The organism is Shimia aestuarii (assembly GCF_900114635.1).
In the GTDB taxonomy this organism is placed as follows: Bacteria; Pseudomonadota; Alphaproteobacteria; order Rhodobacterales; family Rhodobacteraceae; genus Shimia; species Shimia aestuarii.
Genome location: NZ_FOTQ01000006.1, coordinates 130,344 through 150,582 on the forward strand (window position 1 = coordinate 130,344; position 20,239 = coordinate 150,582).

The following is a 20,239-nucleotide window of genomic DNA, read 5'->3' on the forward strand; positions in this document are numbered from 1 at the left end:
CACGGAGAAAACCAAAATGAAACACGCATTCCTGACCACTGCCGTTGCCGCCCTGATGGCGCTTGGCAGCTACGCTGAAGCAAAAAGCCTCAAGATGAGCCACGTGCGACCGCAGGACGCCACGATCGACGTCGAGCTGCGCGCCTTTTCCGCGGCCGTCGATGAAGCCACCGGCGGCGACGTGAAGATCAACCTGTTCCCGGCCTCTGCGCTTGGCGATTACACGACCGTACAGGAGCGGATCAGCGTTGGCGCAATCGATATGGCAACGCAGCCCGCCGCCGCTGCCGCGGATCGCCGCATGCAGATTAGCTCGTTCCCTTACCTTGCGGGTAACTGGGAACAGGCACGTGCGGTCTATGGCCCCGGCGGCGTTGTGCGCGACGTGATGGCAGGGCTTTATGCCGAGCAGGACATCACCATGCTGGCGGCCTATCCGGTCTATTTCGGCGGCATTTCGTTGAATGTCGCAAATGACAATGCGGGCTCGGTAGAGCCAAACGGCATCAAGGTGCGCGTTCCGGGCATCAAAAGCTTCCAGCTGACAGGCGAGGCTCTGGGCTACATCCCGGCTCCGATCCCGTTTTCCGAAGCGTTCACTGCAGTTCAGACCGGTGTGGTTGACGGTGTGATCGGATCGGGCGCCGAAGGTTATTACGCTTCGTTCCGCGACGTGACCAAGACGTATATCCCAGCCAACACGCATTTCGAAGTCTGGTACATGATCATTTCGAACGAAAGCCTTGCGGAGTTGTCCGATGAAGACCAGGCCGCGCTGCGTGAGCAGGCCGCCGCGTTCGAAGCGACCCGTTGGAGCGTAGCCGAGAGCGATCAAGCCAAGAACGAGCAGCGTCTTGTGGACGAACTGGGCGCAACCGTTGCCAAGCTGAGCGCTGATGATCTGGCGGGCATGGCTGCCAAGGTGCGTGCTGATGTCTGGCCGCAGGTTCTCGAAGATGTGGGCGTCGAGTGGGGGCAGGCGATCCTCGACAAGGTTGCCGCTGCAGGCAACTGAGCCAAATCCGTCAGGGCGGCCTGCGTCGCCCTGACACCATCACTCAACATCGGAACGAAACAGATGGAAACCGATTACGCGATTATCGGAGGGGGGATTGTTGGCCTCTCGGTCGCCTGGGGTCTGCTCCGGCGCGGGCGCACGGTGACCGTTCTGGACGGTGACGACGGATCGTTCCGAGCAAGCCGCGGCAATTTCGGGCTGGTCTGGGTTCAGTCGAAGGGCATGAACCAACCGCGCTATGCCAGTTGGTCCCAACAATCCGCCGCAATCTGGGCCGACTTCGCCAACGAGGTCGCAGGCAACACCGGACAGCCCATCCCGCTTGAGCAAAACGGCGGCTACGATCTTCATTTCTCTGAAGAAACCTTGGAAGCGACTGTCGCAAAATACGAAAAACTGAAGGCGCAGCTTGGCGGCAATTACCCCTACGAGGTGCTTGGTCATAATGCGTTACGCAAGGAAGAGCCGCATATCGGCCCCAAGGTGGTTGGGGCGATCCTGCATCACCAGGATGGTCATGCGAACCCGCTGAAACTGCTGAAAGCGCTGGCCGCTGATGTGCGCCGCATGGGCGGGCATGTGCTGGTGGGCAAGACCGTGACAGATGTGTCAAAGCCGGACGGTTTTCACATCACATGCGCGGACGGCACGATCGTCACCTCTGGCAAGGTTGTCTTGTCTGCGGGTCTGGGGGCGGCGCAGCTTGGCCCGAAGATGGGGTTCAAAGCGCCCGTCCGTCCGCAGCGCGGTCAGGTTCTGATCACCGAAAAACTGCCCAAGATGATCAACCGTCCTTCGCTGATTGCCCGGCAGGTGGATGAAGGCGGCATCCAGATCGGTGCCACGAACGAAGAAGTTGGCCTTGACGACAAGGTCACTCAGACGGGCTTGTCGGGCCTCGCCGCCGAAGCGATTGCCGCCTATCCGGCTCTGGCCCGGGCGCAGCTGGTACGCAGTTGGGGCGCGTTGCGCGTGCTCTCTCCCGATGGTCTTCCGATTTATCAACAAAGCACCGAGATGCCGGGTGCCTTTCTTGTCACCTGTCACAGTGGCATCACCCTTGCCGCTGCGCATGCGCGCCTTTTGCCCGAGTGGCTGGAAGGCACCGATGCAGCGCCAGACCTGGAGGTGTTCAGTGAAGACCGCTTCTCCGTTTCTTGAGCTTGACAATGAGCCACGTGTAAACGTGGTGTTCGATGGCAACGCGCTCAGCTTGCCAGAAGGGGCCAATCTTGCCGCGGCCCTCATGGCGGCGGGCGTCAATGTGTTTCGCCACACGCCTGTGTCGGGCGCGCCACGCGGCCCGTTTTGTATGATGGGCGCATGTTTTGATTGCCTGGTCGAGATCGACGGTACCACGAAACAGGCCTGCATGACCGTGGTCACGGATGGCCTCGAGATCACGCGCGCCCACCGCGATGGGGCATTGACATGACACGTTCAGATCTTGTCGTCGTTGGAGCGGGTCCAGCCGGCATGGCCGCCGCCGCGCAGGCTGCCGAGCTCGGCCTCAGCGTCACGGTACTCGATGAGCAAGCCTGTGCAGGCGGGCAAATCTACCGCGATGTGGACCGTGTTGTACCTTTGCGTGGTGACATACTGGGCGCGGACTATGTGCATGGCACCACGCTGACGGCTGCTTTGCGGCGTGCTGCGATTTCCCATGTCACCGGTGCAGTGGTCTGGGCCATCGAAGACGCGTTTCGTATCTCTTACACGCGGGAAGGGCGCGGCGTGCAGATCGAGGCCGATCGCATTCTCCTGGCCACCGGCGCGCTCGAACGCTCGATGCCTTTGCCCGGCTGGACGCTGCCGGGGGTGATGACCGCCGGGGCGGGCCAGATCCTTCTCAAGCAATCAGGCGTTCTGGCGCGAAATGCCGTTCTGGTCGGTTCCGGCCCGCTGCTTTATCTGATCGCGGCGCAGATGCTGCGGGCAGGAACCCCGCCCAAGGCGATGATCGAGACCCAATCCCGGGGCGACCTCATCGGCGCAACACGGCATATTGGCGGTGCTTTGCGAGGGGCGAGCTATCTCGTCAAAGGCTTGCGGATGCTGGCCAGCATTATCCGCGCAGGCGTGCCACGTCATACCGGCGTCACGGATATTGCCGTCGAGGGGACGGACAAAGCAGAGGCTGTGACCTTTCAGAGCGGAAGGCGGTCCCACCGGATCACCTGTGACACGGTCTTTTTGCACCATGGCGTCGTTCCCAATACCCAGGCGGCGCGATCACTTGGCGTCACGCACTCATGGAATACGGCGCAGCAATGTTTTGTTCCCCAGCTTGATGACTGGGGCCAGAGTGACAGGGCAGGCGTGTTTATTGCGGGTGATGGTGCTGGCATTGGCGGGGCGAAGGCGGCGGAACATGCTGGAACTCTTGCCGCGCTTCAGATTGCCTGCGAGGCAGGTCGCCTTTCGCGTGAGGAACGCGATCGCCGTGCGGCTGCACCGCGTGCAGGACTCGCGCATGAACTGGCGGCGCGGCCGTTCCTTGATGCGGCTTATCCGCCCTATGCCCCAGCCCTGCTGCCTGATGACAGCACGCCGATTTGTCGTTGCGAGGAGGTCACTGCAGGCGATATCCGCAGCTATGCCAAACTGGGCTGTATTGGCCCTAACCAGACCAAGGCATTTGGCCGCGCTGGCATGGGCCCCTGCCAGGGACGCTATTGCGGACTCAGCGTCACGGCACTATTGGCCGATGCTACCGGCAGAACTCCCGATGAAACCGGGTATTACCGTATTCGCCCGCCACTCAAACCCGTCACCTTGGGCGAGCTGGCCGGCATGAACATCACTGCGCCCGACACGGCGGAGAAGGAAAAAGCACATGATTGAACGCATCGACACCGGCACCCGAATGAGCAAGATCGTCAAGCACAACGGCGTGGCCTACCTGTGTGGCCAGGTTGGCGATGGTGCCACCGTGGCGGACCAAACCCGTGATTGCCTCAAGCGCGTGGATGCGCTGCTTGAAAAAGCAGGATCGTCGCGCGAACAGATGCTGCAGGTCATTGTATGGCTTGCCGACATGGCGGATTTTACCGAGATGAATGCCGTCTGGGACGCATGGGTTCCCGAAGGCTTCGCGCCCGCCCGCGCTTGCGGCGAGGCCAAGCTCGCCCGCGAAGAATTGAAGGTCGAAATCATCGTGACTGCAGCATGTTGAAGCTGTGTTGTCGAAGAAAGCGAACTTGAAAAAGGGGGGGCGCGCTTGCACACGAACAACGGCATGTTGTCGCCCGTTGACTTCGAATTGAGGCAGCAGAAACTGAACCAGGCAGGTTTCCGGGAAGCTACGGGCACCTCAATCCCGGTGTATTGTCCCCATCGCAGTGTGGGCATGCTGGTGAACCCGGTGCCATTGTCAGACACGATCGTTCCCGGCATTCAGTGCTCGGCGATAGCCCGGTTCAGTTCCCGCGTGACCCGCAGTCTGGACAGGAACGTGTCGGCCGTCAGGCCCAGGTTCTCGCGATAGATGCGCCTGAGCTTCTTGTGGTTCACCTCGAAGCCCTCGCGCCGAACCATAAAGTGGCTGCGGTGGCAACCAAACCGGCGCGCCCCTTCGAGACGCGCTTGATGGCATCCCGCAGATCGCCATCGTCCGACCGGCACGACCGATATCGCACCGTTGAGCAATCCGGGTTCAAGTCAGCGCCCGCCCGCCGTCTTCTCTCCAGCTTCCCGCTCCTTGGCCATTTGAATGATCTGTTCTTCGGTGAATCCCGTCTTCATTTGACCATCCTTCAGTTGGGCGGACTCTGCACAAATCTGGAGGGGACTCAGGGGATCAGGTCAGGTTCAGTCGAAGACACAGCGGTATACCGGGGGCGGAACAAAGGCCGCTGGCGTGAATGTGGGTTTGAACAAACGTGACTTGGTGATAGATCATAGGCAGGTCATGTTCTTCGCAATGTCGCTTCTTTGTTTCAGTTGGAGATTCTTTTATGACGGTCATTACAGATCAAGATTATCCGAAGGGAGCCTCGGGGGGATGGTTGACTTGGGGTCTTGCATGGCTGGTTGTATTAACAATTTCTTCAGGGTTGTTTTTTCGTGACGGTTTCGACGTATTACTCGATGCATGGAGCAAACCAGAATACAGCCACGGCCCGCTGATCCCTGTGCTCTCGGCGCTTATGTTCCTGCGGGAACTGAAGCTGTATCCTCCCCAGCCCGGACCAAAGGATGGCCGCTGGCAAGGTCTTCTCGTCGTTGTCCTCTCAATTGTCATTGCAAGTATGGGGAGGATTTTCAATGCTGACTCTCTTACAGCCTATGCAATCATCGTTTGGGTTGGCGGTGTCCTTCTGATCAGTTTCGGCTGGCGGACAGGTAAGCATTTTTGGCCGCCTGTGCTTCATCTCGTGTTCATGCTGCCTTTGCCGGGTATGCTCTACTACGAGGTGTCCGCTTTTCTGCAGCTTGTTTCTTCCGAGTTGGGGGTCTGGTTTCTCAGGCTCGCCAACGTTCCGGTCTATCTCGACGGGAATATCATTGATCTTGGTGTCATCAAGTTGCACGTCGCGGAGGCTTGTTCTGGTCTTCGATACCTTTTCCCAATCCTCAGCTTTTCGTATGTTTTTGCATTCCTTTACCAAGGTCCGAGATGGCATAAAGCCTTGTTGCTAATTGCCGCCGCACCTATCGCCGTACTCATGAATTCCTTGCGGATCGCAATGGCTGGGATCTTGATGCAGCGTTTTGGGGCCGAGTGGCTCGAAGGCTTCACTCATTTCTTCGAGGGGTGGGTCATCTTCATGTGCAGCGTGTTGCTCCTTTTTGGAATTGCTTGGGTTTTGCTGAAACTCAATCCGCGGAAGATGAAACTGACCGAGGCGCTCGATCTCGATACGCAAGGGTGGTTGCCGCAAGTTGCTCGTCTCAAGCTTGTGCAACCTTCCCCCGCGCTGATTGCAGCGGCGTTACTGATGATCATATCAGTAGGTTCTTGGCCATTGGTGCCGGATCGTGAACCTGTCGCTCCTGAACGATATGACTTTGCTTTGTTCCCTTCGCAAATTGGCGATTGGCGTCAATTTGGAGATGAACGTAAGTTCTCCCCCGCTGTAGAAAAAACCTTGGCTGCAGACGACTATTTGGCTGTGCAGTTCAGCCAGTCGCCAAGTGCACCGAAACTAGATTTCTTTTCTGCATGGTACAGGGATTTGTCAGCGGATGGCGTGCAACATACGCCCGAAATCTGCCTGCCTGGCGCGGGCTGGGAAATTGCCAAAGTGGAACGAGTCGATATTTCTGGCGAACTGGGATTGCAAACCCCGTTTGCGATCAATCAGGTCATTATCCAGAAAAACGAAGAACGGATGTTGGTGTATTACTGGTTTACTCACATGGGCCGGGCGATGCCCCGGAACTCATCCGCTAAACTTAGTGTTCTGACGCGAGGTGTATTAGCGGGTCGGTTGGATGGGGCCATTGTCAGACTGATAAGCCCGATCAATAAAGATCAGCCGGTATCCGAAGTGAAAGTTCAGATGAATGATCTGCTGAATGAGATCCTAGTTGAATTGCCGCGGTTCGTTCCGGGCAAATAACTGCCTCAGGGCTTCTGGAAGTTTGACCGCGCCAAACTTTGGGGCTGGACTGCGCTAACAGGATTGCTCTGAGGTCCAACTTTCTGCCGCTCCGGGCTAAAGCTTTCTGCCTTCTCTCAGCGTGGCGGGTTGGTTTCGCCAAGCGAGTTTGCCAGTATGTCTGTAGGACATTCCCGGTGGCGCTGTGAGTTCTCTCTTGCAGAGCGTCGACCCAGGCATTCTACAATACGAGATGAGGGCAGACAATTATGAGGCCACATCGAATGGGTGACAGCTTTTGCGACTGATTTCATACACAATCGTTCTTGCCTATAGACTACTTTCTATTGTCGGAGCCGCCGCGTTGTTTTTGGCCTTTCTTCTTTTTACCTTCATGTATCGGACCAACGAGTATGAAACGCGGGTAGCGCTTCCACCGACAGCAATTGTTTTCACAGGGGACTTTGACCGCATCCATCTGGGGCTGGAGCTTCTTGTTTCAGAGCAGGTGGAGCGGGTGTTCATTACCGGAGTGAATGGAGATGCGGGCCTGAAAACCGATCGCTTTGCTAAGCAGTTTGGGTTGAATCCAGACCAGGCAAGTTGGATCACAAGCGGGAAGATCGTACTTGCCCCAGATGCTCATACGACTTTCGAAAACGCTCTCGAAGCCGCATGTTGGTTGGATAATCAACGTCAACCCGACGCCGTTACGCTTATCACTTCGCCCGAGCACATGGCGCGCGCGTCGATCGCGTTGCAGCGGGGGATTGCCCCTGTGAATGTGTTCCGTTTGGCTGCAGGGGACCCCAAAAACCATGACCGATTCAAAATTGATCTAGTCGAATTCAGCAAATTCACCGCTACATGGGTCGTCACTCTGCTTCCTCGTGCACTATGGCCTGGAAATAAACCAAGGATCTGCGAAAATCGTTGAAGCGGTGCGCTTCAAACAGACATTCATCCCAAGCTGTGGCGACAAGTGGTTCATTCACAGGGCGGCAGACGTGTCTGCGGCATTTTTGTGCACTTTCGCCGTGTTGCGCGGGTTTTTGCTTCCCCGTCAAGGCCCGCCTTGCCACGCACGCAGTTTGAAGATACTTCCCAATGCAACACGGGGACAGATCGACACAGGCAAGACAAAATGGTGCAAAAAGACACCTTGTTAGGACGGAGCGCGCACGTGAGCACTGCGTACCTGGCAAATCCGCAGCTAAATTTTCCAGTTCAGACAGAGGCGCGTGCCGGTGCGGTTGTACCGATAGAGTCTTAGCACGCAATGTTGGCACGGTTTGTATCCCAGAAGATGCAAAACTCGCGCATTTTCCGCGACGCCGCTGTCAAAAAATGAATACAAAATAACTCACGTTTTCCGTCACATTTTTGCCCAACTACCAATAAACACTGGGCATCAAGGTTATTTATGCAACCAGATGAGATCGGAGGGCAGGATGTCAAGTCTCAACCCAACACGCGCGAACCTACTTGAAACTTTCGGCTTGGATCTTGAGCTGGTACGCGGCGATGGCTGTCGGCTATATGACGCTGATGGTCGTGAGTTTTTGGATTTTCTTGCACAGTACGGTGCATTGCCATTTGGACACAACCCTCCGGAAGTCTGGGAGGCCCTGAACGGCCAGGGGGCTCAAATGGCTCCGGTCATGGTGCAACCGCTGCGCGCCCTTGAAGCAGAGCGCCTGGCCGACAGGTTGGCAGACATTACCCCTCATGATCTCAGCGTCGTGTCATTGGCGAACTCGGGTGCTGAAGCGGTCGAGGCGGCAATCAAGCTTGCCCGCGCGCGCACTGGACGAGACACCATTCTCTCGACCCGCAATGGGTTTCACGGCAAAACAATGGGCGCCCTTTCTGCGACTGGCAAACCCATGTACCAGAATGACTTCGGCGGACCAGCCCGCGGCTTTGAGTACATCGCATTTGGCGCGCTCGAAGCGCTTGAGACCAAGCTCGCCGCCGACGCAGACAGCATCGCGGCATTCATTGTCGAACCAATCCAGGGCGAAGGCGGCGTAGTCTGCCCGTCCGATGAGGCTTATCTCGATGGTGTCATCGCACTCTGCCGCAAGTATGGCGTGCTAAGCATTGTTGACGAAATCCAAACAGGCCTTGGTCGAACAGGCAAACTCTTCGCGTGTGAAGACTGCGCAGAAGCGCCAGATATGCTGCTTCTCGGCAAGGCATTGGGCGGTGGTTTGATGCCAATTTCTGCTGTTGTTGTCCGGCCGGAAGTCTGGGACGACCGCTTCGGCTTCCTGCACAGCTCGACCTTTGCGAACAACAACCTTGCATGCGCCGCGGCAAATGCCACGCTCGATCTTCTCCTGAAGGACGACCGCGCGTTGATCAAGGACATCGAACTCAAGGGCCGCTATTTTGAAAACTGCCTTGAATCACTCAAAAAGCGTTATCCCGGAGTTCTGGCAGACGTGCGCGGGCGCGGCTTCATGCGCGGTATTGAATTTCGCAAACCATACGAACGGGGCGATTCCGCATCCATGGCATTTTGCGGACTGAACGGAGGATTCATCGGGCTTCTCAGTTCCTACCTCCTGAATGTTGAAGGTGTCTTGACGGCTCCGGTTTTCAATGATGCCAACGTGATGCGCCTGCAGCCGCCGCTTGTCGCTGGTTGGGCAGACATCGACAAGTGTGTCAAAGCGCTGAATATCGTCTGTGACTTGCTTGATCGAGGCGACTACCGCGCGCTGATGTTGCACCTCGTGACGCCAGAGCGTCGCGAAATACTGGCCGCTTCCGCGCCGTTGTTGCCCCAGCAGGGGCCAGCGAGGAATGTGCCAGAGGCCGAACCCGGGCGTTTCTGCTTCCTTATCCACTACACTCAGGAAGAAGATATCCTGCGGTCCGACCCTTCTTTCGCCCGCTTCACCTCGGAAGAACGCGCCACTTGGCTCGAGTGGGTCAAGCGGGTTGGTCCGGGCTTCGCTTGGCCGGTCGCCGGAGGAACCTCTCGTGCAGGAACAAAAGCGGAAGGCATGATCATGTCTGTACCGCTTTTGCCGACGGACATGATGGGCAAAGGCCGCAAAAATGCGCGCAACATGATTCAGACAGCAGCCGATATGGCGGCTGGCTTCGGAGCAAGTCGTCTTGGTCTCGGCGCCTTCACGTCTATCGTGACCAATGGTGGCGCCGCGGTTGCAGGCCGCGGTGTGCCCGTTACCAGCGGCAACACTCTTACCACGGTATCCGGCGTGACTGCTCTTGAACGTGTCGCACGGCGCGTTGGAATTGACCCAGCTAGCGCGCATGTCGTCGTGATCGGCGCCACCGGCGCGATCGGCCGGTTGGCAAGTCTGATGCTTGCGCGTCGAGCAGACCGTTTGACTCTGGTAGGCAATGCCAACAACAGACAGGCCCATCACTTCCTGGACCGGGTCGCTGACGAAGTTGTATTTACTCTGTCCAAGGAGAGCCCGCCCCTGAGAGCCGGTGGACTGAGCTCCAGTGTACGTGACTTGCTTCCTCCGCAAGGCACGGCAATGGAAAAAGGCGTTGCAAAAGCATTCGCACAAGCCTGCGCTGAAAATGGTCGGGCAGTCCCAATTGCCGCGACTACCGATCTGGAAGGCGCGCTTGAAACGGCGGACTTGGTGCTGGTCGCGACCAGTGCAGACGTCGCAGTACTTGATCCGACGAAACTTCGCCCGGGGACAATCGTATGTGACGTGGCGCGGCCCGCCAATGTTGAATACGCAGATCTGTCAGACAAAGGCGTGCTCGTGTTCGATGGTGGCCTTGTCAAACCCCCGTTTTCCGTAAACCTCGGCCCCTTCCAGAACCTTCCGGATGATCTCTGCTGGGGTTGCCTTGGCGAAACGATGCTTCTGGCTCTTGAGGGTGAGACGAACGATTACAGCCTCGGACGGGATCTGGACCTCAGCGATGCGGACCGAATTTCCGAGATGGCGCGTCGACACGGTTTCGAGCCGGCCGAACCGCAATGGTACGGAGAGTATCTGGAGGAAGCGGACTATGAACGTGTGGCAATAGCAGCGATGCAGCGTCAGACCCCCGACAACTCTCAAATGGTTTATGCAAGTTTGAAGGCTGCCGAGTAAGTCAACCTCTTCGAAATGCCTGCTCTCAAAGCGGCATTTCGGAAGCCTTCCTCAAGCGAACCAACATGCGCTTGGTGATTTCTTGCAAGACTGAAGGTCTCGAAAGGCGGCAGAGGTGCGAAAACTGGGCAGCTCTCTCTGTCGCCGCAACCAATCAAGGGACATTGATGGGCTTTTGGCCCCGGCAAAATCACGCTCCGCCTAACGACGCCTCGTTGAATTTCATGGCTTCTCCTTGCGACGAAGAGTCGGCATTCGCGCGTCGCCACGATTGATCTCGTAGAAGCGAGATTGGTTTTCCTCGTCATGAGGAACAAAGCTAGCGCTTGTATCCCCTGTGTTCTGACGCTCCCACCCCAACAGCTTGCCATCTGCGGCGTAACGCGCTGTGTCTGTCCAATCAGCCGACCAAAAGAGTAGCGGGTCCAAGTATGCACCTCGCACTTTTGCATCGTAATCGATGGAGACAAGCCGCTTCTCAGCCTGATCGACGGCTTCATATCTCCGAACTTGATGTTCGGGGAAATCAATAGAGATAATTGCTGGGGCGCTATCGAGTTTGCCGTTATTCGCGAAAACTCCGATATCCACCCGCGAAAACTGGCGCAGTTTCTGTTTCTTTTTCTTGCCGGGAACAGGTTCGGTCCAGGGATCGTGCCACGCAACTCGAATTTTGGCTGTGGCTCCATTCCCTCCTTGAGGTTCAATCCAGACGCGCTGCGGATCGCCTCGCAACAACCGCCACTCAAAGGTTAGAGGCCGATCATTTGGTTCGGATGTATCTTCTGCGGTAACGAGCAACTCTCGCTCCCAGGCAAAACTCCGCCAAATTCGCCCGATTGCGGAGGGCGTGTTTACAAGGCGCTCCTCCAGTCCGGCCAGCCCCCCGGCTTCAGAAAATTCCTCGTCGACGACCCGCAACCGAACCAGTGGCGGAATGTCGTCAGGTTGCAAACTCGCAGCCTGAGCCACCATTCTGCCCGTTTGAACAAGTCGACCTTCGAACACAGTCGGATGTGCCTTGCCTGAAAGGTAATCTTCTCGGGTCGCAACATTCTGCAAATTGCGGCGCAAGATCATCTGAACAGTGGGGGCAACAAGACGTTCTTTTCGCAGGAATTCAAAAGTGTCGCTTGGCAGAGCCGCCAACGTCATCGCTACGGCGTGAAGAAACCGCTTGTCCGAGCCAGATGACCCCTGACTGATAATCATGTATGGCCAGTTTACAGGATAGCGGTCCTCAGCATCGTGATCGCGGTGCTCAGGATAGACATAGATACAATTGTTTTCATACAGAGTCGGCGTGACTGCGCGCCAAAAAGCACTGGTCATTGCCAGACGGGGCAGGCTACGCGGCGCAGCCCCCGTCCTGACCGCAGTAGATGAATTCCCCAAAACCACCGCCGGGAGAAAAATGCGACCGGCGAGGCCAACGTCGAGTCCGGCATCAGAAAATTCGGAACTGTACTTCAGAAAGGTTAGTCTGGGGTAAAGGTTCGGATCCAGAGAAGAGTGACCACGATCGCGGTTGTCATATAGCACCCCCGCAAGTCCACTTATTTCACTTCGACTCGCAATAATTCTCAACAACCGTGCACCTTCATCGGTGTGGTCGTCTGCTACGATTGGCAGTTTCGCGCCAGAAGCCGGGAGCTCCAGTCCTGATGCCAGCCAAACCCCAGGGCGAAACTGAACGACTTCTCTCTCTGTCAAAACTACTTCAGCGGCCTGAGCTACCAGGGGCAAAAAGAAACTGAAAAAGATAAGCTGCAGCGCTTTGAGCAGAGAAATCATACCTTAAGCTTGGCAAAATCCCCAGCTTGTGTCCATTGGCCTGTGTCCATCGTGAGGCCGCATTTGAGGCTGCGTTCCAAAAACCTTGGCTTACGTGTTTCAATTCTTCCACCGCACCGAACGCCCAGGTCGCAAAAGGCGGCAAGCGGCATTGCTTGACTGGGTGCAATCATTCGCGACGTGCAAGGCGTTAAACACTTCCAGCTAAACCCGACCTCCGCGCGTCGGACCTTCCCATCGTTGCACATTCCGTGTCCAAGGAGCGTGCCATCCACGATGAGCCACTGGTGCGGCACAGGCAAGACTTCAGATCGTCGACGGGCTTGTTCCAGAGCCGATGGTTGCCGAATGAATGTGCCTCGCATTGCTTTCAGAACCTCTAAATTTGGTCGCCAATTGATTCCTATGTGCAACACATCCAAAAATCCGACTGCGCGGCAATTGCCAAAATGGCGCCAAATTGCTCACAACTATGTTTAACTTGAGACTCGCGGCGCAGCGGGCGAATTCTTGACGAAACGCGCCGGATGCGTAAACCAGAATGATCGGATGTCATAAAATGGAAGTGCATATGAAACGCATGCCCCGCATTTCGAAGCACCTGATTATTGCTACGATGGTAGCAACACTCGGCGCTTGCGGCATCCCGCGGCCCGGCCCCAACAATCAAGAAATTCTTAGCCTCCAGGAAAACCCAACTACGGATACACACGTCGTTTTTGTGGACAGGCGTATTACCAAAGCGGTCGCAGTTACTCCTGTAAGCGGATTTCCCTCAAGCTTGACCCGGGCCCAAAACCATTCAGCTGATCGAATTCGTCCCGGCGACACGCTATCAGTCAGCATTTTTGAAAATGTCGATGACGGCGTACTCAGCCGAGGGGGCGCGGGGGTTTCGTCTCTTGAGTCCCTGCAGGTGGACGAAGATGGTTTCATTTTCATACCTTATGCTGGCCGCATCCGAGCCATTGACAATTCACCTGAGCGGCTGCGTACGCTGATCACCTCCAAGCTGAGCACCCTGACACCAGAGCCGCAGGTTTTGGTTCGGCGCGCAGCTGGCGACGATGCGACAGTCTCTGTGCTCGGAGACGGCATTGCCTCGCAAGGGGTCTATCCGCTTCAGCGCTCCAACCGCAGGTTGATGGAGATGCTCGCAAACGCTGGTGGTATTGCCGCAACGCCAGAAACCACGAGAGTTATCGTTTTGCGGAACCAAACCAAAGGCGAAATATGGTTTGAGGACATCTACGACAATCCAGCCTATGACATTGCATTGCAGGCTGGCGACCGTGTCGTAGTGGAACGGGACCCACGCATGTTCACGGTCCTTGGTGCAACATCAAAACAGGCGAACGTGCCTTTCGAAAAACGAGAGCTTTCGGCGCTTGAAGCGGTCGCGCAGGTGGGTGGCCTGGACGGCAGAACTGCCAATCCGACTGGTTTTTTTGTGATCCGAGAGCAAGGGCCACAAATGACCAACAAAGTGCTCGGTCGACATGACCTCGCCGGCAATCAAACTGTTGTCTACGTGATTAACCTCACTGAGCCTGCAGGCCTGCCGCTCGCGCAAGCGTTCGACATTCGAGACGGCGACACTATTTACGTAACCGAAGCGCCGTTTACGCAGTGGACCAAGACACTTGACGCGATTACCGGAACGACACGAGTTGCGGCCACGTTCCAAGCTGCTGGTTTCTAACCGCGCTTCCCGGTTTCCTTTGTTTGATAAGGGGAAGCGGGAAGCAGCTTCATGCTAGAGGCCTAACGTCCGGGCGACAAACGCCGCATCAATCTCAGGTTGGCTGAATAAAGCCCTACGATCAGACGACATCGGACCAAGTTACTCTAACTTTTTTCAAGAAAAGAGCGAAAACGGCGGTCCAATTGCGACCGCCATTGGTAAGAGCTGGAGAACGCACCAAATGTTTCAGCTTTTTCCGGACACTGAGAACGACAAAAGATCCCGTCAGATGGCAAAATGGAGCATCGAGCGCGCGCGGAATCGAGCCAGACAGGAGCGAGCCATGTGCAAGGGCGAAAATTCAGCGTAAGATCGTCTTTTTGTTGCCGTCATGATCAGAAAAAAGAAATATGTTGAACTGAACAACTCATACTGAGGTTTTACTGTGCGCATTCGAAGCCAAATTTCTCCCGCGATCCTTCTGTTAGTATGCACCATCTCACTTTCCGCCTGTAAATCAGCGGAGGAAAGAGCAGAGGAACACTTTCAGAGCGCTATTGCATTGATAGAAGAAGGTGACACTGACCGCGCTATCGTTCAATTGCGAAACGTCTTTGACCTCAATAGCAGCCACAAAGCTGCGCGCCGCGCCATGGCTCAGCTTCAACTCGAACGAGGGAACCGCAGGGGCGCGTATCGACAGTATCTCTTCCTGGCAGAGAAGTATCCAGAAGATCTGGAGAGCCGGATTGTACTAGCCGAGTTGGCCTTCCTAGTCAGCAATTGGGATGAATTGGATCGGCACGGAGCTCAGGCTGAGAAACTGGCGCCAGAGATGCCCCGAGTGAAGGCCATTTCCTTGGTGCGCAAGTATCGCGCAGCCATCGAAAGTAACAAGCCTGCAGAGCGGCGAGAATTTGGGCGCCAAGCTGATGCAATGCTCGGCGAGCAACCTGAAAATAGTCTGTTGCGCAACGTTCTCATTGATCATGCAATTAGAGAGCAAGATTTCACCCGAGCGCTGGCCGAAACTGATTGGTTGATCGCTCACGATCCGACAAATAGCCAATATTACCAAGAGCGCTTGCGGCTATTGGCAACGCTTGGCGACATGGCTGCACTGGAAGCGCAACTCATCGAAATGATGGAAATTTTCCCGGATGAACCAGCGCACAAAGATACACTCATTCGCTTCTATGTTTCACGAAACGACTTGGACTCGGCCGAAGCAATTTTGCGGGACTTTTCCAACAATTCCGCGCCAGAAGAAACCGGCCCGACACTTGATCTGATCCGCTTCCTTAGCGAGTTTCGCGAGCCAGAAGTCGTGCAGGCGGAAATTGAAAAAGCTATCGCTGAACGTTCTGATCCAGTCCCCTTTCATGTCATAAGAGCACAATTCGACTTCACTCAGGGAAACCATGCGGAAGCAATCGAGACGCTTCAAACGGTTTTGGCAGAGGCCGAACCCTCAAAACAGACTCATGACATCAAGATCACCCTGGCGAAAATGCTGCTCGCCACAGGCAACGAGGTTGGCGCCCGCACCCGTGTTGAAGAGGTATTGGCAGAATCCAAGACGCATCCTGAGGCACTCAAGCTAAAGGCATTCTGGCAGATCAACGCCGACGACACCGACGCGGCCATTCTTGGCCTTCGAACCGCTTTGGATCAGTCACCGCGAGATGCCGAGGCGATGACCTTGTTGGCCGGTGCTTTCGCGCGCGCGGGGCAGCCGGAGTTGGCCAAGGACTTCTTGGCCCAAGCAGTAGAAGCATCCGGAAATGCGCCGAAAGAATCCCTTCGCTACGCCCAACTATTGATGCAAGAGGAAGCCTACCTCCCTGCAGAAGATATTTTGCTGTCGGCACTGCGTCTCGCGCCTTCCAACGTCGATATTTTGGTCACTTTGGGCGGGCTATATCTGCAGGTGGAAGATTTCGGCCGCGTTCAAAGTGTCGTGGGCGCCTTGCGGCGCACTGGCGAAGATGCGGCAATCCAAGCCGCCAACACTATTGAGGCTCGGCGCTTGGCCCGACAGCAGGGTATTGGTGAGGCCATGTCATTCCTCGAGGACTTGGCGAGTAATACCGACGCGACGCTCACCACAAAGATCTACTTGGTTCGCGCCAAACTCAGAGCCGGTGATGTTGCTGACGCCCTTGATCTCGCTCTCGGGTTGAAACAGGAAATCCCGGACAACGAGACGTTGGACGTTGTCCTCGCAGTTGTTCATGTAGCGAATGGAAATCTGTCCGAAGCCGAGGCTCTGTATCGCGAGTTGCTCGACTCTGACCCAGCTCGGCCAGGGATTTGGCGTGAATTATCCAGGGTGCAGCAGCTAAAGGGAAATCGTGAAGCGGCCAAGGCCATGATTGACGAGGGTCTGGTCCACACTCCCAACAACCCGGACCTTCTCTGGTCCAAGGCCTCTTTTGCTGAGCAAGATGGTGATATTGATGGGGCTATCGCAATCTACCAAACCCTATACGAGATCAATTCAAACTCAATTGTCGTGGCCAACAATCTGGCAAGCTTGCTCGCCACTTATCGTGACGACGACGCCAGCTTGGAACAAGCCTGGATTATCGGTCGGCGGCTGCGTGACGCCGACGCCCCGGCACTGAAGGACACCTACGGCTGGATTCTTCACAGACGCGGCGACAGCGCCGATGCGCTGCCTTACCTTGAAGCCGCCGCGCAAGGGCTTCCTCGTGATGCAATTGTTCAATTCCACCTGGGCCAAGTTTTGATGGCTCTGGATCGTCCTAAGGATGCTCTTGAGCAATTTCGCAAGGCAGTCGAGATCGCCGGCCCGGCCAATACAAGTCCACAGATCGAAGAGGCCAGAACCTTGGTGCAAAGCTTGAAAAACGACGGCTCTTCCGAGAATTGAGACTCAGCTGAACTTAGCGAAGCGTCAATCCATGTCGGTATGCATCACGTCCACGGGAAGGATCGGTCGGCGAAGCAACGGAAAAATTCGGCCTCGTAAAAGGCTGAGCCTCTGGGCAATCTGGCCTAACCTCGGATGAAATTTCCAAATTCAACGACGGGAAAAAAGTAGAAAAAGATGTGGCCATACTGGATACTCTTTCTGATACCAGCGATTGCAAGCTTTGTTTCCAAGCCTGTTCAAAGTGTTAGAGAAGATGGTACGCGCACCATAAAAATCAGCGCGGTTTGGTTTCTGGTCATGATCACACTTGCGTTGATGATCGGTCTTCGTGACCGCGTCGGCGGTGATTGGTTCAATTATTTCAGGGATTTGTTTGAAGCCGAATTTCTTACTTTTGCGGAGGCCATTCGCCAACCTGACCCGTCTTACAAAATTATTAACATCATCAGCGTAAATATGGGTTTAGGCATAGTTGGCGTAAACCTCTTTTGCGGCTTTGTGTTCTCATTGGGGCTGGTAATTTACTCACTCTCGATGCCGAGACCGTGGTTGGCACTCACTGTGGCTATCCCTTACATGACGATTGTCGTTTCTATGGGATATTCCCGCCAAGGTGTGGCCCTTGGGTTTGCTATGATTGGACTCGTTGCGCTATCCCGAAAACGCCTGCTTTGGTTTGTATTTTGGATATTCCTTGGCGCTACATTTCATCGCAGCGCCGTCATTCTTGTCTGTATTCCTTTGCTTACTCTGAACTTTCGGGAACTGCGAAATGTCCCCGTAATTCTTGTCGTCGCCTTTCTCATGTTCACGGCACTTCTGGAAGGGAAAACAGATAATCTTACTGAGCAATATCTGACGCAGAAGATGCAATCAGATGGCGCATTAGTAAGAATACTTATGAACACCATACCCGCCCTCTTGTTTCTGGCGCTCAGGAAACGAATGAATATCCCAAGGGGGCAGCGCCAGATTTACTCCATAATGTCATTTTTTTCGATTATTTCTCTTGTCGCAGTTATCTCAAAAATCATTCCCTCGACGGCGCTTGACAGAATGAACCTTTATTTTATCCCATTGCAGGTATTTGTCTTTTCTAGCCTCCCGGATTCATTGGCCCGCATGCAAATTCATAAGCAAACAATAATTTTTTTGATTATCTTATTTTATACCGCTGCACTATTTGTCTGGCTTAACTTTGCAAATTTCTCTCATTGGTGGCTACCTTATCGCATGTTCCCGCCGCTCGACATTCAGGAGGCGTATGACATGCAAAGGTGACGTGTCCGTCGTCATAAAAAGAAGGCGGGCACTGTCAAAGAAACTTGCATTGAGCCGCGTAAGGCGGATCGCTGGCGTCTTGACCTGATCCCCTGAATCTCCTCCTGATTTTTTTTTGAGTGGGCCCAACTGAAGGACGGTCAAATGAAGGCGGGATTCGCCGATGAACAGATCATTCGGATGATCAAGGAACAGGAAGCTGTCGAGTAGGGGCGGACGTGTGGGGGTGCGATGCATTGCCCGTCAGGGTATTGCGAGAGGATCAGCCATGGCACTTTCTACAAATGCAGATCGAAGTATGGACGCATTGAGCCGTCGGATGCCAAGAAGCTGCCTGCTCTGGAAGCCGAGAACGCGAAGCAGAAGAAACTGCTGGCCGAACCAGAGTTCGACAACGCGATGCTTATCCGACCAGAGAAGCTGCAAGGGAAGACGTGTTTGAATACATCGAGTTGTTCGACAACGCGAAACGCAAGCACACAAGCAACGGCATGCTGTCGCCCGTTGACTTCGAATTGAGACAGCAGAAGCTGAACCAGGCAGGCGTCCAGGAAACTTGGAGAAGCTCAGCCAAAACTGATGTGAAATTGGGAATATTTGCTTCCTGAGTGCATTTACGGTTGATAACAGTTCGAAATTGAAGAAAGTCTTCGTGTTTTGAAGCTTTTCTACCGGTTCGCTATCGTGAGGTTCGGTGCGGTAGCCATGGGGCGGATGGGTGAGCCATCCTTTCGAGCGCGGTGTCGATTTTATTGTCTGCCGTGACTTGAAAAAACAAACTCTCCATTTGACAGTGGCGAGATAGCGTCGACGTCTTGCGGGCAATCGCAGTCAAGCATTGCCTTGGCAAGCAGACTGCCGGCTCGAAAAGATGCAACGAGTGACATGACAAAGGAATAATGTTTATGACGCGTGTTTTGATCACGGGTACTGCCGGCTTCATTGGGTTTCACTTGGCGAAGCTATTGCTGGCGGAAGGCTTCCGGGTTCACGGGTATGACGGGATGACGGATTACTATGACGTGAAGCTCAAGCAAAAGCGTCACGCGATGCTTTTGCAGAATGAAAGGTTTTCGACAACCGAAGGCATGCTTGAGGATGAAGCTCTGTTTTGGTCTGTCGCGGAGGAGTTCAAACCTGATGTGATTGTGCATCTCGCGGCGCAAGCTGGAGTAAGGTACTCCCTTGAAAATCCGCGTGCTTATTTAGACAGCAACGTCATCGGAACCTTCAATGTTATGGAGGCAGCTCGCAAGCTTAAGGTCCAGCACCTATTGATGGCATCGACTTCTTCGGTTTATGGCGCCAACGAGGAGATGCCGTTTCGAGAAACAGACAAAGCAGATACGCAACTCACGATCTATGCGGCCACGAAAAAGGCGAATGAGAGCATGGCGCATTCATACGCGCATCTATGGGCATTGCCTACGACGATGTTCCGCTTTTTTACCGTCTATGGGCCATGGGGCCGCCCGGATTTGGCTCTTTTCAAGTTTGTGGATGCTATCCTTGATCGCCGGCCTATTGATATCTACAACCACGGCGACATGTACCGGGACTTTACATACGTTGATGATCTTGTTCACGGAATCAGGTTGTTGATTGACACTCCTCCGAAGCGGCCCATTGAAGGGGAGGATGTAAATGAAGGCGATAGTCTGTCGCCTGTGGCTCCGTTCCGTATTGTTAACATCGGCAACTCGGAAAAAGTCCGGCTATTGGATTTCGTGGATGCAATCGAGAGGGAACTCGGCGTCAAGGCGATCCGAAACTATATGGATATCCAACCGGGTGATGTACCCGCGACATGGGCCAATGCTGAGCTTCTACAGCGTTTGACCGGCTACTGCCCAGAGACCGATATCAGGGATGGTATTGCGACCTTTGTGAAATGGTTCAGAGAATATTATGACAAATGAT

Annotated in this window: 14 protein-coding genes and 1 pseudogene; 13 read left to right on the plus strand and 2 right to left on the minus strand. The window is 55.0% G+C overall.

Annotation, left to right across the window (positions count from 1 at the left end):
• Positions 1–16 precede the first annotated feature (16 nt).
• From dctP to BMZ35_RS14600, 5 genes are all read left to right on the plus strand, one after another.
• Positions 17–1,015 carry a TRAP transporter substrate-binding protein DctP gene (dctP, locus tag BMZ35_RS14580; protein WP_093094600.1) on the plus strand — a complete coding sequence of 333 codons (999 nt, stop codon included), beginning with the start codon at positions 17–19 and terminating at the stop codon, positions 1,013–1,015.
• Positions 1,016–1,078: 63 nt separating this feature from the next.
• Positions 1,079–2,179 (plus strand): NAD(P)/FAD-dependent oxidoreductase, encoded by a 1,101-nt coding sequence (locus tag BMZ35_RS14585; protein ID WP_093094601.1) that lies wholly within the window; start codon positions 1,079–1,081, stop codon positions 2,177–2,179.
• On the plus strand, positions 2,154–2,453 hold the full coding sequence (locus tag BMZ35_RS14590) for a (2Fe-2S)-binding protein (protein ID WP_207502981.1): 300 nt from the start codon (positions 2,154–2,156) through the stop codon (positions 2,451–2,453). The genes BMZ35_RS14585 and BMZ35_RS14590 overlap by 26 nt, the downstream gene beginning before the upstream one ends.
• Complete coding sequence (locus BMZ35_RS14595) at positions 2,450–3,862, plus strand: FAD/NAD(P)-dependent oxidoreductase (protein ID WP_093094602.1); 1,413 nt, start codon at positions 2,450–2,452, stop codon at positions 3,860–3,862. The genes BMZ35_RS14590 and BMZ35_RS14595 overlap by 4 nt, the downstream gene beginning before the upstream one ends.
• Entirely contained in the window at positions 3,855–4,193 is a 339-nt protein-coding gene (locus BMZ35_RS14600) for a RidA family protein (protein WP_093094603.1), read from the plus strand. Before BMZ35_RS14595 ends, BMZ35_RS14600 begins: the two co-directional genes overlap by 8 nt.
• Positions 4,194–4,414: 221 nt before the next feature.
• Here the strand turns inward: BMZ35_RS14600 and BMZ35_RS20970 are convergent, their stop codons facing one another.
• Positions 4,415–4,555, minus strand: coding sequence for a hypothetical protein (locus tag BMZ35_RS20970; protein ID WP_165610094.1), 141 nt, complete (start codon positions 4,553–4,555; stop codon positions 4,415–4,417).
• Positions 4,556–4,974: 419 nt separating this feature from the next.
• On the opposite strand from BMZ35_RS20970, the gene xrtD reads away from it, so the two are divergent.
• From xrtD to BMZ35_RS14615, 3 genes are all read left to right on the plus strand, one after another.
• On the plus strand, positions 4,975–6,582 hold the full coding sequence (xrtD, locus tag BMZ35_RS14605) for a VPLPA-CTERM-specific exosortase XrtD (RefSeq protein ID WP_093094604.1): 1,608 nt from the start codon (positions 4,975–4,977) through the stop codon (positions 6,580–6,582).
• Between the two features lie 277 nt (positions 6,583–6,859).
• Positions 6,860–7,498, plus strand: a complete 639-nt coding sequence (locus BMZ35_RS14610; RefSeq protein ID WP_093094605.1) for a YdcF family protein — start codon at positions 6,860–6,862, stop codon at positions 7,496–7,498.
• Between the two features lie 514 nt (positions 7,499–8,012).
• Complete coding sequence (locus BMZ35_RS14615; protein ID WP_165610095.1) at positions 8,013–10,661, plus strand: aminotransferase class III-fold pyridoxal phosphate-dependent enzyme; 2,649 nt, start codon at positions 8,013–8,015, stop codon at positions 10,659–10,661.
• 222 nt (positions 10,662–10,883) lie between these two features.
• On the opposite strand, the gene BMZ35_RS14620 is transcribed toward BMZ35_RS14615, so the two are convergent.
• Positions 10,884–12,455, minus strand: coding sequence for a hypothetical protein (locus BMZ35_RS14620; protein ID WP_093094607.1), 1,572 nt, complete (start codon positions 12,453–12,455; stop codon positions 10,884–10,886).
• 571 nt (positions 12,456–13,026) lie between these two features.
• Between BMZ35_RS14620 and BMZ35_RS14625 the strand changes: the two genes are divergently transcribed.
• The 5 genes and pseudogenes from BMZ35_RS14625 (at position 13,027) to BMZ35_RS14640 (ending at position 20,238) form a co-directional block, all read left to right on the plus strand.
• A complete protein-coding gene (locus tag BMZ35_RS14625) occupies positions 13,027–14,157 on the plus strand; it encodes a polysaccharide biosynthesis/export family protein (RefSeq protein ID WP_093094608.1) in 1,131 nt (376 codons plus the stop codon).
• A gap of 427 nt (positions 14,158–14,584) precedes the next feature.
• Positions 14,585–17,035: a tetratricopeptide repeat protein gene (locus tag BMZ35_RS14630; protein ID WP_242654813.1), complete on the plus strand. Its 2,451-nt coding sequence runs from the start codon at positions 14,585–14,587 to the stop codon at positions 17,033–17,035.
• 177 nt (positions 17,036–17,212) lie between these two features.
• Entirely contained in the window at positions 17,213–18,319 is a 1,107-nt protein-coding gene (locus tag BMZ35_RS14635) for an EpsG family protein (protein ID WP_093094609.1), read from the plus strand.
• A 377-nt stretch (positions 18,320–18,696) separates the two neighbouring features.
• A pseudogene (locus BMZ35_RS20610) lies at positions 18,697–18,867 on the plus strand (IS3 family transposase); the annotation flags it as partial.
• Positions 18,868–19,224: 357 nt separating this feature from the next.
• Positions 19,225–20,238 (plus strand): NAD-dependent epimerase/dehydratase family protein, encoded by a 1,014-nt coding sequence (locus BMZ35_RS14640; RefSeq protein ID WP_093094711.1) that lies wholly within the window; start codon positions 19,225–19,227, stop codon positions 20,236–20,238.
• Position 20,239 lies beyond the last annotated feature (1 nt).